A 14906-nucleotide genomic window follows, 5' to 3' on the forward strand; every position below is an offset into this window, starting at 1 on the left:
TCATGATGATGAGGAAGACGAAGAGGTTGTCGATCGACAGAGCCTTCTCGGTCAGGTAGCCGGCGAAATACTCCCCGCCGAACGTCCAGCCCGAGACGACGCCGATGCCGACGCCGAACAGCAGCGCCAGGCCGATGTAGAAGGCCGACCAGCGCGCTGATTCGCCGATGGTCGGTTCATGCGGCTTGCGCACGTGCGCGAAGAATTCGAAGACGAAGAACGCGATCGTGATGGCGATCGTGATGATCCAGATGAGCGGGGTGACGCCCACGGCGGCCTCCAAGGGAAATCGGTGTACGACAAGACACCAAGGTCTCCTCCGCCCGACGAGATGGGCCGACGTCCCGGGCCCACGATGGCGTGGACCGTATTGACGAGATCGTCGCGACGGGAGTACTCCCCTTGCTGCATCGATTCTACGGGAGTCGCCTGGGAGAGCGCGGACTGGACATCTTTCGCGCGACTGTGGTAGCCGCCGTCAGCACTCCGCGCCGTCGCGCGCAAGCCCCGCCGCCCCCGCAGCGGCGTTCGCGAGGATGCCGGAACAGCCCATTCCCAGGAGGATGACGATGACCGATCGAGAAGAAACCCAAGACGCCCCCGTGATGGACGGCGCGACGGACGCCGGTGTTGAGGAGAAGAAGGACGGCGCACGGCAGCAGCGTGCAGCCGATGCGGCTGTCGAGGACGACGCCGCGAAAGAGGATCTGCAGGACGACCTGCGGAGCATCCGCGGGTACGGCGAAGACCGCTGAGTCCGAAGACGACTCCCGTCCGGAGTCAGGTGGGGGACTGGCTCGACGGACGGGAGTCGGCGGAGCGTCCGAGGGACGCCGTCCGACCCGGCGATGCCGGAGCGGAAGGGTGCCAGCGTACGCCGGGCCCGCTCACGCGGGCGCGCAAGCCAGCAGATCCGTAGGCATCTGCTCGCGTTCTACGGTGTGTCGTCGGTCGGAATCTCCCCCGCGGCGATCGCATCGGCGTAGGTGCGGATGTCGGGGCCCGGTTCGTAATCGATGAAGCGGTCCTTGATGCGGCCGTTGATCTGCGCGAAGGCCTCGTCCGATGAGATCCCTTCGCCGCCGCGTGCGACCGCGACGACCGCCTCGCGCAGCACGCGATCCGCATCGTCGAGGATCTTCTGGCGGGCGGGCTCGTTCCAGGTGATGTCCGAGATGTTCATGCCGACACGATAGGTCGGCGCGAAAATCACGATGCCGGGCTTGCGTCGTCTTGACGAGTATGCGGCGGGTCGTCGCGCAACCCCCGCCGCACGGCGGTCGCGGGGGTGAGGATGAAGGCATGTCGATGGATGCCACGCCTCGCGCGTGCCCCCTCCGGCGGCGCCTCGACGGGTGGGCGCGGGATTATGCATTCGCCGTGCGCGGCCAGGCACGGGCCGCCGTCGGTCGTTCGACCCCGACGGCGCTCGCCGAAGGCGTGGGGGCTCCGATCGTCCTCATCCCGGGGATCTACGAGACGTGGCGGTTCCTGGAGCCGCTCGCCGGAGCGGTGCACGCACTCGGTCACCCCGTGCACGTGGTGACGGAACTCGGCAGCAACAGACGCCCCGTCGTCGAGTCGGCGAGCCGGGTGGCCGCCCTCATCGAGGCCCGATGCCTCGACGACATCGTCCTCCTCGCGCACAGCAAGGGCGGGCTCATCGGCAAGCACCTCATGGCTTTCGGCGAGATCGGCCCCCGCATCCGCGGCATGGTCGCCGTCGCGACGCCGTTCGGCGGTTCGAGGTACAGCCGCGTCATGCCGACTCCCGCGCTCCGCGCGTTCGCCGCCGCGGACGCGACCATGAGGGCGCTCTCGTCGGCCGCCGAGGTCAATGAGCGGATCGTGTCGATCTACGGCTGGTTCGATCCGCACATCCCCGAGGGGAGTGAGCTCGCGGGGGCGCGCAACATCCGACTGGCTGAGAGCGGGCATTTCCGCGTGCTCGCCTCGCCGCGCGTGCTGACCGAGGTCGCGCGCCTCGCGCGCTGAACGGCCACCGCCCGCTCGGGATCAGGGCAGGAGCACCCTGCTGATGTGGTCGTCCCGTTCGAGAGCCCCGGATGCCACCGCCGTCACCATCATCTGGTCGATCTCGACCGCGCCGGACAGAGTCGTGAGGAAGGCGGTGTCGGCCGCGTCGCGGCCGGTGGCGATACGGACGAGATGCGGTCGCGGTGCGAGCCGTGTGGCATCGACCACCTCCCATCGGCCTTCGACGAACGCCTCAGTCACAGCGTGGAAGTCCATGGGATCCAGCCCCGGGGCGTAGGCCGAGACCAACCGGGCCGGTACGCCGCTCGCACGCAGAAGGGCAATGGTCACGTGGGCATAGTCGCGGCACACGCCTCCACGTTTCCGGATGGTGTCGATCGCGGAATCGGTGGGCTCGCTCGAGCCGGGCACATAGTCGAGGTTCTCGTGAACCCAGTCCGCCACGCGACGGACGGCGTCGCGGGCGGAGGCGTCCGCAAACCGCGCGGCTGCCTCGGAGAGGGCGTCCGAGGGGGCGTAGCGGCTGGGACGCAGGTAGCGGACGGGGTCGAGCTCGTCGAGAGGGCCGGGAACGCGGGGAGCGCTGATCTCGGCGTGATATCGGACGCGCGTGGTCCCGGGCCGGAGGGCGAGTCGGTGCAGGCGTCCGCCGTGCGCATCCAGGTGAACGCGCGGAGCGAGCGATCGTCGATCGGCCCCGACGTCGAGGCGCTCATCTTCGATCCAGGAGGTGGGTGGGGCGATGGACAGCACGACGTCGGCGGCCGCTTCGACGTGTAGGTCGAGATCGACCGCGACGCGTGCCCTCATGCCGCAGCTCCCGGCGCGAGCGGAGCGGATGCTGTAGGCGGCGCCGCGTTGCTCGCCACCCCGCAGCACCCGTCGCGGCGTTGCGCGCAGGTATCGGCCACCGCACACCGCATCCGGTCCAGGAACGCCGTCACGGCCGTCGTCTCGTTCTCGGTCATCCCGCGGGTGGCCTGCATCATGCGCGCGTGCATCGCGGCCAGCGTCTCGCGCATCTCGTCGTCGGCACGCTGCGTCAGAGCGACCACCACCTTGCGACGGTCGGAAGGGTGGGGGCTGCGCTTCACGTGCCCCGAGCGTTCGAGCCTGTCGAGCAGTGCCGTGACCGAGGCGGTCGACACCCCGAGGTGTCTGGCCAGGGCGATCGGGGTGACGTCGTGGTGCCGGTTGCTCTCGCGCGTGAGGAACCGCAGGACCAGCAGCTCGTTCTCTCCCATGGCCATCGACGCCTGCGTCTGTCGACGCATGGTCATCTCCGCGGCGCGGTAGAGACGCATCGCCTCCATGACCTGCGATCCCCGTTCGTCCTCGGTGCTCTCGCTGTACCAGTAGGACGGGGGCGAGGTGCTTCCGGTGGTCATCCGTGCTCCTAATAACTCGCTTGCCTATTCGCTAGCCTAACTAGTAAGTTGGGTGACGAGCAACCAGCAGAGGGGTACACCATGGCGAAGCTTTTCTACGGCACGACCACCGAGCCGATCACGATCGACGACCGCATGCTGGCACACGTCAAGGTGGTCATCGCGACCAAACTGCGCCGCGGGGAGAGCTTCACGCTCTCGTGGGTCCATGGCGCAGGCGAACCCGTCGGTCGTTCGACGATCTGGCTCCAGCCGTCGATCCCGCTGCGCTTCGTCTTCGACTCGGAGCAGCCGGAGGCACTCGATCAGAACCTGCTCAAGCGCATGGCGAACGACGCCAACTCCTCGCGCGGGCTGAGTCTGGACATCGACCTCGGCGAACCCGCCGCGGTGAAGACCCCTTCTCGCCCCGTCGCCACCGAGCGCACGCGGCCGCTCGTCCGCGCTGCCTGAGGGGTCGTCCGCGACCGGGACCTCGGAAGAAGGCGTCCGCTGTCGCCGAGGCTCCGCGGAACGTCACGACTCGGTCGGATCGTCCGATCCGTCGTGACGTGTCGACGTCCGGCCCTCACGTCGGACGAGGATGACGGCGACGCCGAACAAGATCGCCGCGATGACCGCGAGGACGAGCTTGGGCCCGATGGGGGAGTCCGCGGGAAAGACGAGCGTCGGGACCGCGCAGACCAGAGCCGCCACCGCACTCGAGATCGCGCCGACGGGGAACCTCGTCGGCCGATTCGTCGTCACGTTCCTCCCCAGGGGTAGGTGGCCAGCATAGTGCTCGAGCCGTAGCGCCCCGGAGCCGACGCGTCCAGTGCGTCTCACGAGAGATCCGTCGTGATTACGGTTGCCGGACCGACGAAAGGCATCCCTTTGCGTTCTCCTCTCACCGCGGTGGTCCTGGCCACCCTCATCGCCGCCCCCGCCGCGGTCCCCGCCCTCGTTCCCGCCACAGAGGGAGCAGAAGCCATGCCGCGAGTGGCCGCGTGGGCCGTCTCGGAGGCGGGTCGATCGCCGTCCGCGCCTGCCCTTCTGCTTCCGTCTGCCGGTGTCGTCGACGACGGACCCGCCCAATCCGATCCGGATCCCGAAGCGGAGGCCGGTCGCCTCGCCTTCGTGATCGTTCCCCTGCTCGCTGCCGTTGTCGTCGTGGTGGGCGCGATCGTCGTGATCGCCCGCGGTCGTCGTGGCCGGCGGGGAGACTGAGTCGGAATCACGGCACGCGATAGCTCGCCGCGCGAACGAGGGCGTACCACTCCGCGCGTGTCAGGACGATGTCCGCCCCCGCGGCGGCGTCGGCGATGCGCCGCGAATCGGTCGTACCGAGGACGACCTGGATGCCGGCCGGATGCCGCGTGATCCACGCGACCGCGATGGCCACCGGGGCGACGTCGTAGCGCGCCGCCAGATCGTCGATCACGGCATTGAGCTCGGCGTAGGCGGGGTGGCCGAGGAAGACGCCTCCTCCGGCCCGCGTTCCCTGCAGCGGCGACCAGGCTTGGAGAGTGATCCCCTCGATCCGGCAATACTCGACGAGGCCTCCGCCGTCACGGACGGTCGACTGCTCGGTCCCCTCCATGTTCGCCGTGAGTCCCTGGACCAGGATCGGAGCGTGGGCGATCGAGAGCTGGACCTGGTTCGCGACGAGGGGTTGTCGGACCGCCGTTCGCAACAGGTCGATCTGTCGCGGCGTGTGATTCGACACGCCGAAGGCTCGTACCTTTCCGGTGGACTCGAGGTGGTCGAAAGCCCGCGCCACCTCGTCGGGTTCGACCAGAGCGTCGGGTCGGTGAAGGAGCAGGACGTCGACATAGTCGGTCCGCAAGGCGCGCAGGGACGCTTCGACGGAGGTGACGAGGTGCTCGTAAGAGAAGTCGAAGGAGGGCCCCTCCGGAACGATGCCGGCCTTGGTCTGCAAACGGATCTCGGCGCGCTCGGAAGGACGGAGGCGGAGCGCCTCGGCGAATCGCGTCTCTGCCGAGTGGAGAGACTGCGCGTAGATGTCGGCATGGTCGAAGAAGTCGATCCCCGCCTCGCGAGACGCGGAGTAGAGGGCTCGGACCTCGTCGTCGGTCTTTCCGTCGATTCGCATCATTCCGGCGACGATGGCGGGAACGGGTACTCCACGGGGGCCCAGGGGGATGGTACGCATCCCTCGACGCTAGTCCGCCGAGGGCGCTGCCGTCTGTTCCGGATCGCCGGCACCCTCCGCTTGTCCGCCCTGGTCCCCCACGGCATCCGGCGAAGGGAGGGACTCGGCTCCGACGGGCGATGAGGCCGTGCCGTCGGGCGCGAAAGCAGGCTCCGGGGGAGCACCGAGGAAAGCGCTGTCGTCCTGGTCGCGGGGAACGACGCGGAGGAGCTCGCTCAGTTCGGCCATGAAGCTGACGAGCTGCTGCTGCTGCCATCGCAGGTCTCGAGCCCGGTCCTCCGCATCCCGCAGGGCCCCCGTGGCGTGCTCCGTGATGCGGTCGGCGATGCGGCCGGCTCGATCGCGCGCCGTGTCGAGCTGGGCCCGAGCCCGGACGTGCGCCTCGGCTTCGATCTGCTGGGCCTGAGCGCGGGACAACCGCTCGAAGTCGTCGGCCCGTGCGCCGATGCGCCGCGCGTGGTCGAGAGCCGACGCGACCTGGTCGCTCGCATCGGATGTGATGCGTTCAGCGTGCGCGACGGCCTGATCGTGCAGGACGAGGAACTCCTGTTGGGCCTCGTCCTGGCGACGGGTGAGCGACTCCTCGAATTCGAGCACCCGAGCGGTCATCTCGCGGACGTCGGATTCGGCCTTGGCGCGCAGGTCGCTCGTCTCGCGGGAGACGAGGCTCCGCAGGGCGGCCGCTCCCTTCTCGGCCTCCGTGCGGATCGCGGTCGCTTCGCGTTCGGCCTGGGCCACTTTCTCGGCCGCATGGGCGCGCTCGCGCTCGAGACGCGCTTCGTGAGCGGTCGCTTCGGTCTCGATGCGGAGGCGCACCTGATCGGCGTCGTGCTGCGCCTCGGCCCGCAGGCGGGCCTGCTCCGCGAGAGCCTCCTCGCGCAGGGTCGCCGCCTCGTCCTGGGCCCCGACGAGCAGACGGTCGGCCTGCGCGACCGCGTTCTGCACGAGTACCGATGCCTGCTCCTCGGCGACACGCAGGATGGCCTCGAACTGCTGCCGTTCCTGCGCGGGATCCGCGTCGGCGCCGCCCTGGGCGACGAAACGCTCGGAGAGGGCTGAGACCCGGGTCTCGGCGTCGGCGACCCGCGCTGATGCCGCGCGCAGCTGCTCGTTCAGCGCCGCGATCTCGTCGGTGTATTCCCGGGTGATCTCGGCGGTGCGGCGTTCGAAATCGGCCTGCCCCCGGGTCATCGTCGCGTCGAGGCGCTCGCGTTGCTCGTGCGCCTCCGCCGTGAGGTGGCGCACGCGTTCGCCGAGGGCTCGGATGGCTTCGTCGACCGCGTCGCGGTCGTAGCCGCGGAAGCCGACCGGAAACACGGGGGGCGCATCCGTGGTGGAGGCCGCAGCCCCCAGGAGAGCGTCGAGAGGAGACTCCCCGGCGGGCGGCGGGGGCACCGTGGGAGCCGGATCGATGGTCGTGTCGGCTCGACTACGACGGTCTCTCTCGGTCACGGTTCCTCCTGGATCGGTCGCCCCGGTCGTCTGAGATACGTCGGGCGGGCTGTGCCGCGTGACGCCGTCAGGCCGAGATGGATGAAGAGAGATGCGCGGTCTCGCAGGCGGGGTACAGGGTCTGCGAGACCGCGCATCGGGGGAGAGCAGTCGTGCTGGGAGAGTGGGATCTTGGGGGAGAGCCGCACGACGACCGCTCGATTCGAGGCTGGCACACCCCTCGGGGGCAGACGGGGAAAGGGGGTCATTTCTCACCCTGCGATTCGCCCGTCCGTGTGCCGTGAACCCAAACGAACGATGCGAGGAGCACGAGGGTCTCGGAGACGCCGGGGCCGGCATCGATGCGAGGACCTCCGGCGGAAGCGCGTCTCGCCCGGTCGACCGACTCGGGTGCGGGCAGGGCGAGAGCATCAAGCGGTGCGGCCCCCCGGCTCGCGTGCGACGCTTCCGCCCTGCCCGCGGGATCAGCTTCACCTGTGCGGAGGTGCGAGATCGCCTGCAGCGGCGCGAATTCACCCCTCAGCCTCGTCAGATCACCAGCTCGCCCGGCGACCGATGAACGAGGCGGTAATGTTGCCGAGCGCGACCCAGGAGGAGCCGATGTCGAAGACCCTCGAGGGATTCCTGGGCGCGGTGCGCCCGAAAGCGTCGTACTCACGTCGCCTCGCCGGCCTCGGCGCGGGATGCGCCTTCGTCAGTGCCGCACTGATCTGGGTCTGCCGCACGTGGGCACCGAGCGTGCACTACGTCAGTCAGCTCGGGGCGACGGGCATGCCGACGGCGCCGGTGTTCAACCTCGCTCTTCTGCTGCTGGCGATCGCCGCGGTGCTGGTAGACCGCGCATTGCTCGCTCGACGGGCCCATTACATCGCGGGCTGGCCGATCGCGACGACACTGCTGCTGTGCGGTCTGTGCTTCGGCTTCGCCTCGGTCGTCACATGCTCGCCGGGGTGCCCCGTCCCCTTCACCGCTGGATCGCTCCCGCAGGACCTCGTCCACATCACCTTCGCCGTCCTCGGTTTCGCTCTCGCGATCGTGGCGATGGCGCAGACGGCGATCGTGCGTCGACGCCCGTGGATGCGGGCCGCGAGTATCCTGACTCTCGCCGCGGTCGGGATCACCTCGTTCACGGGCGCCATGATCGCGCTGTTCCGGGGGGACACCGTCCTCGGCGGGAATCTCGAGTTCACGGCAGCGACGCTCGCCATCACCTGGTTCGGCGTCTTCGGCCTGCAGGTTTCTGTGGACGCGCTCCCCGAGGTGGACCGGGCCGGATCCGTCGAGGGGGCCGCCCGGTGACGGCACCGTCGAGGCGTCTGCGATGCATCCACGCCCTGCGCCGTCTGCGACCGCTCCTGTCGTGGCTCGTGTCGCTCGCATCGCTCGTCGTCATCCTCGCGGTCCTCCGTGGCGCCGGAGTCCCCCTTTCCCTGCCAGGAGTCGTCGTCGTTCTTGTTCTGCTCCTCGCTTCACGCGCGATGGTCGGCAGGGCGCGGCGGCGCCGGCGCCGGCGCGACGTCACATCTCCGAATCGTTCTCGATGAGTCCCCACGCGTGGGCGGCGCGGATCGCGCTGGACCGATCGGAGACCTCGAGCTTGCGGTAGAGCCCCTGCAGCTGTGTCTTGACCGTGTTCGGCGACACCACCAGGGCGCGGGCGATGTCCGAGATCGTCGATGTCGGAGTCAGCTGCGCCAGAACCACCTGCTCGCGCTTGGTCAGGTGCGGGACGCTGACGGATGACGCGAAGAACGACCGCCGTGCGGTGAGACGCTCCCGTGTCTCCGGAGACAGCATCTTGAGGACCATCGCCCGGTCTTCGGGGGCGACCGCGCTCCACGGACTCCACAGGTCGTGTCGGGCGCTCAGTGCTTCGGCGCGCTGCGCGGTCGTCCGGTGGGCGGAAGCCCCGTTCAAACGCACGTCGGCGACGATGCTCACCACGAGACTCTCCAGCGCCGCGCGCGGCGAGGGCTCGTGATGCAGCCCCCACTTGACGCTCATCACGAACGACTCGTGGGTGCGGCCCGCGTAGAGGTTCGACAACGCGATGGCCGGAGCCGTGGCAGCCGAGAGTGCGTAGGGCCCCTCGAAGAGCGACATCGCTTTGCGGGCCTGGCGGAGCGCGATGAGGACCTTGGCGCGCGCGGTGAGCAGGTGGATGGACTGGAAGTGCGAGGGAGGCGTGCTCCTGGTCCGGGCATTCCAGACCCGCAACAGCCCGAGTGCGTCGGAGGCGGCACCCGACAGCAGGAACGAGAGGGCATGGACGGATGCCGCGTACGGCCACAGTTCGCGCGCGCCGGCGGTCGCGGGCAGGTCATCCAGCAGGGCGCGCGCCTCGGCGGCATCGCCTTCTTCGAGCCGGAGCCACGCCTCCGCGAGGCGGAGCCCCTCACCCCAGGGCGAGGACTTCCACGTCTCATCGGTATCGGCCTGCACGAGAGCGCGCGCTCCGGCGACATCGCCCTCGAGCAGCTCCAGAACCGCGATGGCGCCACGGGCGCGGAGACGCCGCGCGGGAGGTGCCGTCCGCTCCGACTGCGTCAACGCGATCCTCGCGTCGCGCAGCTTGCCCATCGCGAACGCCGTCATGCCGACCTGATACCACCCCTCCGACGCGGCTTCGGCGTTCAGGCCCCGTGCCTGACGGAGCGCGTCGCCGAGCGTGGCGGCGGATTCGGTCGACAGGGCGAACCTGCCCGCGGCGCGCAGGAGATTGACGCGAAGCGTCAGGGCCTCGACGCTCGCCCCCGCCGGGGTTCTGGCATCCGGTAGCTGGGAGAGACCGGCGACGGCGAGGGCGGGGGTTTCGGGGGAGGCGGCAGTGCGCGGGTCGAGGGCGAGGAGAGCATCCACCGCCCACGGCGTCGACGGTGCGCGGGACACGAGGTCGTCGAGGAGGGCGGGGAGGCACTCGGCGTCTCGCGCCCAGATCTCAGGTCCCGATGAGCGGAGGATGGTCGCGAGCGTGTCCCACTGATGCGCGGCCGCCGCCAGTTGCGCCGCGAGGAGTGGTTCGCCGGCGTCGACCAGGTGATCCAACAGGTGGAGGCGAGAGTCGGTCACCCGCTCGGGGGCCCGGGCGGTGATGTCTCGCAGCCACCTCTCGCGAACGGGCTCGGCCAACGTCAACCGGGTGGAGCTCGGCCACGCGAGACCGGCGTCCTGCAACCGGGCGAGCAGCTCGTCTGTCGTACCGATAGACGGGTCGACGCCCAGGGCGTCCGCGATCTCGGAGGTCACATAGGGAGCCACGGCGAGCAGACGGATGTCGTCGGTCACGGGGATCCGGAGCCGATGCTCGAAATCCGTCGTGAGCGCTGTCGCGGCGTACTCGGCGACGGCGGCGGACTCGCCGCGGGTTCGGAGCGAGAGCCCCTCGAGTCGCAGTCGCGAGGCGGCCAACTGGGCGAGGGCCGGCCAACCGTGGATCCGCGCGGTGAGGTCGTCCACGGCCAGGTCGGTGGTCACCACGCTGTTCAGCTCGAGCACCTCGGCGACCTCGTCACGCGTCATGAGCAGGGCTTCGGCGGGGAGGACGTGGACGTCGAATTCCAAAGCGATGAGCGGGCTCTCGAGACCCGTCGCGTGCCGGGTCGCGACGACGATGCGCAGATCGGGGTCCGTGCGCAAGAGGTGCAGGAGCTGTTCGGTGGAGAGCCCGGAGCCCTCGACGTGGTTGTCGACGAGGAGGACGTGTGCGGAGGGGCCGGTGGCGAAGGCCTCGACGATGCGCTGCGCCGTCCCCGTGTCGGACGAGGCGCCGTCGATCAACTGGACACCGAGCTGCTCGTCGTCGTCGAGGGCGGCGGCGAACTGGCGCAGGATCGAGCTCTTTCCGACTCCGCCCGGGCCGCGGACGAGGACGACGTCGCCGGAGAGCGCTTCGCGCAGTCGAGCGAGGGTCGCCGGACGCGACGCCCAGAAACGGCTCGCACGGCGAGCCGTTCGGACGCCAGGGGGGACGGAATCCACGTCGATCAGCATCTATACCTCCAGGTCTAGGACGGCGGCTCTCTTCGGGTGAGGAGTCCCATCGACGCGACGAGCGAGCGGCCGCGTTGGAACGATCCTGGGGGTGACGCCGGGCGCCGACGGACCAAATTCGTCTGTTTCATCCCCCACGTCATCCCCTCATCACCCTCTTCGGCATCACCCTTTTCATCACCCTCCGACGTGGCGCGGACCCCGTCCTCTGCTTTTCGTCCCCCTTCAGGGTGTCGGTCGTCGATCGGGGCCTCCCGGATCCAGGCCTAGGCTGCCTGCGACTTCGACGATGCTCTCGTCGTGGTGCGAAAGGCGGAGACCGAGTGGACATGCAACGAGTGGCGCGCATCTTGCGCGCGTATTGGAAGACGATCGGGGCCCTGCTCGCGTTGGGAGCGTTGGCCGGTATGGGATGGAGCGCGCTGCAGCCCAAGGTCTACACGGCCGACGCAAGCGGATACGTCGCGACCGTGTCGTCGGACGGATCGACCGGAGCGGCCCTGGCGGGCGATCAGCTGGCTCTGTCGAAGGTCAAGTCCTTCGTCGACATGGGCTATTGGCGCAGCGTCGCGGAGGCGGCGCGACAGGATCTGGGAATCGACGACAGCCCGGAATCGCTCGTTCAACGCATCCGCGTCTCGAACCCGGTCGACACCGTCAACGTCCGCGTGGACGCCACCGGCCCGACGCCCGAGGCGGCACGCGACCTCGCCGAGGCCTGGATCCGGGGGATGACGGCCCAGGTCGACGACCTCGAGTCCGGTGGCACGGGTCACGGTGCGGTGCGGTTGATCGCCGGCGACTCGGCCCGTCTGCCGACCGCTCCCTCGTCCCCGAACGTCAAAGTCGACGTGGCCGTCGGCCTCATCGCCGGGGGCGTCCTGGGTGTCGTCTTCGCGCTGGTGAGGCGCACGTTCGACCGCCGGGTCCGGACGGTCCGGGACATCACGGACACGGTGGACGCCTCGGTGGTCGGCATCCTGCCGGTCGACAAGGAGCTCGCGAACGGGCGAGCGGTGTTCTCCTTCACGGACATTCGCGACGGGCGAGGCTCCTTCGCTCACAAAGAGGCGATCCGGGAGCTGCGCACGAATCTGCAGTACGTCGACGTCGACCACCCCCCGCGCGTGATCGTCGTGACCAGCCCTCTCCCGGGCGACGGCAAGTCGACGACGGCGGCGAACCTGGCCGTCAGCATCGCGGCGACCGGGCAGTCCGTCATCCTCATCGACGCCGATCTGCGGCGCCCGGTCATGGGCGGGGTCTTCGGGTTCTCCGACGACGTCGGGCTCTCGGACGTCCTCGCGTCCCGCGCCCAGATCGATCAGGTGGCCCACCAGGTCGACGAGCACGGAAGACTCTTCGTCGTCGCCGCCGGCCGCACGCCCCCCAACCCCAGCGAGATGGTCGGTTCTCAGCGCATGCAGAATCTCGCGCGAAAGCTGGCCGAGGACATGGTGGTGATCGTGGACTCGCCCCCGACCCTGGCCGTCGCGGATGCCGCCGTGATCGCGAGCTGGGCGGATGGAGCGGTGCTGGTGGTGACGGCCGGACGGACGACGGACGACATGCTGACCCGTGCCATGGACAACATCGCCAAGACCCGCGGGAGACTTCTGGGAATCGTGCTCAACCGGGTTCCTCTTCGCGGACCGGACTCCTCGTATTACGGGGCCGGCTACGGCGGCTACTACGGATACGGCGAGTCCGACGACAAGAAGGGGGCATCGGACAAGCGTTCCGCCCGCCGTGCCGTTCGCGGCTCCGAGGTGAAGAGCCCCTCGGAGGGCGCAGGGCCGCGTCGGCGGTCCCAGGCGGAAGACGATCCGGAGTCGGTGGCGTCGGGGGAGTTTCTGCGCGGCCTCGGGTGAGGGGCCGGATGAAGCGATGAGGTTCCCGGGGCGAGCCGGTGGCGATCGATCGGGGTCGCCACCGGCTCGCCCCGTGCGAAGGATGAGCGAAGACTCCGGTCGCCGCGCCTCCCGTCCCGGCGCGGGCGTCGACCGGGCGACGTCCCCGGGTCGGGGACGAACGAGGGCACAGGCGAACGGGCCGTCAGTGCGCGGTGTCGCCGGGCGTGAACACCGCCCGGAAGGTTCTCGCCAGGATCGCGATGTCTCCCACCATGGACCAGTTCTCGACGTAGAACAGGTCGAGCCGGATCGCGTCCTCCCACGCGAGCGAAGACCGTCCGCTGACCTGCCACAGCCCACTCATGCCGGGGCGCACGATGAGGCGGCGGCGTGCCTCGTCGTCGTAGAACGCGACCTCGGCGTCGCGCTGCGGCCGTGGGCCGACGAGGCTCATCTGTCCGGCGATCACGTTGAAGAGCTGGGGGAGTTCGTCGAGCGAATAGCGTCGCAGCAAGCGACCCACCGGGGTGATCCGGGGGTCGTTCTCGACTTTGAAGAGGGGGGAGTCGGAGCGCCCCTGAGCGCGGAGAAGCTCCTCGAGCGCGCGGTCCGCCCCGTCGACCATCGAACGGAACTTCAGCATGCCGAACGGGGCGCCGCCCTGTCCCACGCGTTCCTGACGGTAGAGGATCGGACCCGGGCCCGACGCGCGCACCAGCAGGGCCACGACGGCGAAGAGGGGTGACAGCGTCAGCACGAGCGCGGTCGCCCCGACGAGGTCGAACGCTCGCTTCGACAGCTGCTGCCCGCGCGAGTAGCGCGGGGTCTCCACATGGACCAACGGCAGCCCCGCCACCGGTCTGGTGTGCAGCCGCGGCCCGGCCACATCGGTCAGGTTCATCGCGACGATGAGCTGACGTCTGCCGGGGTCCAGGCTCCATCCGATACGTCGGATGTCATGAGCGTCGAGCGCGTTGCTCCCCGAGACGAGCACCCCGTCGGCATCGAGATCGTCCAGCCTGCGCCGGAGGAGAGCGGACTGCTCTTCCGACCACCGCGCCGATCCCGCCTCGGGATCCAGGCTGTGAACACCGATGACGCGCAGGCCCGCGGAAGGCTGTCTCTCGAGTTCCGCCGAGACTCGAGCGTTCTCCTCCGGGCTTCCGATCAGCACCACGTGCGTGCCCATCTCTCCGGAGCGGCGCCGGCGGGCCAACAGGCGTCGGCAGAGCGCGCGTCCGCCGACCAGGGCGAGACAGCCCACGGGAAGGCTGAGGAGGAAGTATCCGCGCGAGAGCTCGGCGGTCGTCAGGTAGGCAGCGATCGCGACGATGCCGAAGACCTGCACCGAGGCGGCGACCACCAATCGGTACTCGGCCACCCCATAGGCGATGACCCGTTCCTGCCGCGACCCGCTGAGCGCGAGCGACAGCATCCAGGCCGCGCTGATGAGCAACGAGACGGTGGGGTAGTCGAGCGTCGACGAGGTCACGCCGACGATCCGCGGGCCCAACCACAGCATCTGGGTCGCGAAGACGACGACGACGATCACGACGAGGTCGGCGACGAGGACCCATCTCGCGTATCGACGTTGCCAGGGAACCCGTCTCGCGAGACCGTCGGTGGTCGAGCCGGACGAGAGTCCGGGTGAGTCCTGGTACGAAACGGATGTCTTCACGGATCGCCTGCCTCTCACCGTCCGAGGACGGTTTCGCCGTCCGGCGCCCGCAGGGGATGCCGCTGAGCGCGATGACTCTTGCACCGACCGACGAGAACGCCCCGCGGTCCTCGCGTAAGCGGGAGCGGGTGAGAATCTCGAGGAGAATTCGTGACCGCGCGTTCGCGGCAGAGGCGCCGCGCGTGTGCATCGCCGCAAAGGCCGGTCCGTGCGGAAGCTCGGTGCGGGCCCGGACGGCTTCTCGCCTTACAGCTCACCCGTCTCGCGCAGGTCTTCACCACGCCCACGACGGCGCTCCGCGTCTCGGGAGAACGGGGGTGGGGAATGTTTACATGTTCATGTGAGAATGGTCGATCGCGCAGGCTGGAAGCATGACCGATGCGCCCGATCCCTGG

The 14906-nt window shown here is 69.4% G+C and carries 14 protein-coding genes and 1 pseudogene; 6 read left to right on the forward strand and 9 right to left on the reverse strand.

Translation table 11 applies throughout. From position 1 onward, the window contains the following. Nucleotides 1–271: pseudogene (locus QZ433_RS07335) on the reverse strand (TerC family protein); the annotation flags it as partial. A 298-nt stretch (nt 272–569) separates the two neighbouring features. On the opposite strand from QZ433_RS07335, the gene QZ433_RS07340 reads away from it, so the two are divergent. After that, nucleotides 570–755 carry a hypothetical protein gene (locus tag QZ433_RS07340; protein ID WP_295781346.1) on the forward strand — a complete coding sequence of 62 codons (186 nt, stop codon included), beginning with the start codon at nt 570–572 and terminating at the stop codon, nt 753–755. 179 nt (nt 756–934) lie between these two features. Here QZ433_RS07340 and QZ433_RS07345 read toward each other — a convergent pair whose 3' ends face one another. Beyond that, a complete protein-coding gene (locus QZ433_RS07345) occupies nt 935–1183 on the reverse strand; it encodes a hypothetical protein (protein WP_295781347.1) in 249 nt (82 codons plus the stop codon). A 119-nt stretch (nt 1184–1302) separates the two neighbouring features. On the opposite strand from QZ433_RS07345, the gene QZ433_RS07350 reads away from it, so the two are divergent. After that, nucleotides 1303–1995: an alpha/beta hydrolase gene (locus tag QZ433_RS07350; RefSeq protein ID WP_295781350.1), complete on the forward strand. Its 693-nt coding sequence runs from the start codon at nt 1303–1305 to the stop codon at nt 1993–1995. Between the two features lie 21 nt (nt 1996–2016). Here QZ433_RS07350 and QZ433_RS07355 read toward each other — a convergent pair whose 3' ends face one another. Beyond that, complete coding sequence (locus QZ433_RS07355) at nt 2017–2808, reverse strand: transglutaminase family protein (RefSeq protein WP_295781352.1); 792 nt, start codon at nt 2806–2808, stop codon at nt 2017–2019. Further along, complete coding sequence (locus QZ433_RS07360) at nt 2805–3386, reverse strand: MarR family transcriptional regulator (RefSeq protein ID WP_295781354.1); 582 nt, start codon at nt 3384–3386, stop codon at nt 2805–2807. The genes QZ433_RS07355 and QZ433_RS07360 overlap by 4 nt, the downstream gene beginning before the upstream one ends. Nucleotides 3387–3467: 81 nt before the next feature. On the opposite strand from QZ433_RS07360, the gene QZ433_RS07365 reads away from it, so the two are divergent. After that, the gene (locus QZ433_RS07365) at nt 3468–3839 is read left to right on the forward strand and encodes a hypothetical protein (protein WP_295781356.1); all 372 of its coding nucleotides are present in this window, start codon (nt 3468–3470) and stop codon (nt 3837–3839) included. A 63-nt stretch (nt 3840–3902) separates the two neighbouring features. Here QZ433_RS07365 and QZ433_RS07370 read toward each other — a convergent pair whose 3' ends face one another. Further along, complete coding sequence (locus QZ433_RS07370) at nt 3903–4133, reverse strand: hypothetical protein (RefSeq protein ID WP_295781358.1); 231 nt, start codon at nt 4131–4133, stop codon at nt 3903–3905. A gap of 126 nt (nt 4134–4259) precedes the next feature. Here QZ433_RS07370 and QZ433_RS07375 point away from each other — a divergent pair, with 126 nt between their 5' ends. Beyond that, the gene (locus tag QZ433_RS07375) at nt 4260–4592 is read left to right on the forward strand and encodes a hypothetical protein (protein ID WP_295781361.1); all 333 of its coding nucleotides are present in this window, start codon (nt 4260–4262) and stop codon (nt 4590–4592) included. A 7-nt stretch (nt 4593–4599) separates the two neighbouring features. Here the strand turns inward: QZ433_RS07375 and QZ433_RS07380 are convergent, their stop codons facing one another. Then, on the reverse strand, nt 4600–5538 hold the full coding sequence (locus QZ433_RS07380; RefSeq protein ID WP_295781363.1) for an aldo/keto reductase: 939 nt from the start codon (nt 5536–5538) through the stop codon (nt 4600–4602). A gap of 9 nt (nt 5539–5547) precedes the next feature. Then, nucleotides 5548–6990 carry a cell division initiation protein gene (locus QZ433_RS07385; RefSeq protein ID WP_295781364.1) on the reverse strand — a complete coding sequence of 481 codons (1443 nt, stop codon included), beginning with the start codon at nt 6988–6990 and terminating at the stop codon, nt 5548–5550. Between the two features lie 600 nt (nt 6991–7590). On the opposite strand from QZ433_RS07385, the gene QZ433_RS07390 reads away from it, so the two are divergent. Beyond that, on the forward strand, nt 7591–8289 hold the full coding sequence (locus QZ433_RS07390; protein WP_295781367.1) for a DUF998 domain-containing protein: 699 nt from the start codon (nt 7591–7593) through the stop codon (nt 8287–8289). Between the two features lie 219 nt (nt 8290–8508). Here the strand turns inward: QZ433_RS07390 and QZ433_RS07395 are convergent, their stop codons facing one another. Next, complete coding sequence (locus QZ433_RS07395) at nt 8509–10968, reverse strand: LuxR C-terminal-related transcriptional regulator (protein ID WP_295781369.1); 2460 nt, start codon at nt 10966–10968, stop codon at nt 8509–8511. 341 nt (nt 10969–11309) lie between these two features. Between QZ433_RS07395 and QZ433_RS07400 the strand changes: the two genes are divergently transcribed. Then, nucleotides 11310–12851 (forward strand): polysaccharide biosynthesis tyrosine autokinase, encoded by a 1542-nt coding sequence (locus tag QZ433_RS07400; protein ID WP_295781372.1) that lies wholly within the window; start codon nt 11310–11312, stop codon nt 12849–12851. Between the two features lie 184 nt (nt 12852–13035). Here QZ433_RS07400 and QZ433_RS07405 read toward each other — a convergent pair whose 3' ends face one another. After that, the gene (locus tag QZ433_RS07405; protein WP_295781373.1) at nt 13036–14511 is read right to left on the reverse strand and encodes a sugar transferase; all 1476 of its coding nucleotides are present in this window, start codon (nt 14509–14511) and stop codon (nt 13036–13038) included. Nucleotides 14512–14906: the final 395 nt, after the last annotated feature.

It is taken from the genome of uncultured Microbacterium sp. (assembly GCF_913776565.1).
Taxonomy (GTDB): Bacteria; Actinomycetota; Actinomycetes; order Actinomycetales; family Microbacteriaceae; genus Microbacterium.

Coding starts and splice junctions, on each gene's coding strand:
- QZ433_RS07340 (WP_295781346.1), top strand. CDS start 570: ATGACCGATCGAGAAGAAACCCAAGACGCCCCCGTGATGGACGGCGCG.
- QZ433_RS07345 (WP_295781347.1), bottom strand. CDS start 1,183: ATGAACATCTCGGACATCACCTGGAACGAGCCCGCCCGCCAGAAGATC.
- QZ433_RS07350 (WP_295781350.1), top strand. CDS start 1,303: ATGTCGATGGATGCCACGCCTCGCGCGTGCCCCCTCCGGCGGCGCCTC.
- QZ433_RS07355 (WP_295781352.1), bottom strand. CDS start 2,808: ATGAGGGCACGCGTCGCGGTCGATCTCGACCTACACGTCGAAGCGGCC.
- QZ433_RS07360 (WP_295781354.1), bottom strand. CDS start 3,386: ATGACCACCGGAAGCACCTCGCCCCCGTCCTACTGGTACAGCGAGAGC.
- QZ433_RS07365 (WP_295781356.1), top strand. CDS start 3,468: ATGGCGAAGCTTTTCTACGGCACGACCACCGAGCCGATCACGATCGAC.
- QZ433_RS07380 (WP_295781363.1), bottom strand. CDS start 5,538: ATGCGTACCATCCCCCTGGGCCCCCGTGGAGTACCCGTTCCCGCCATC.
- QZ433_RS07390 (WP_295781367.1), top strand. CDS start 7,591: ATGTCGAAGACCCTCGAGGGATTCCTGGGCGCGGTGCGCCCGAAAGCG.
- QZ433_RS07400 (WP_295781372.1), top strand. CDS start 11,310: ATGCAACGAGTGGCGCGCATCTTGCGCGCGTATTGGAAGACGATCGGG.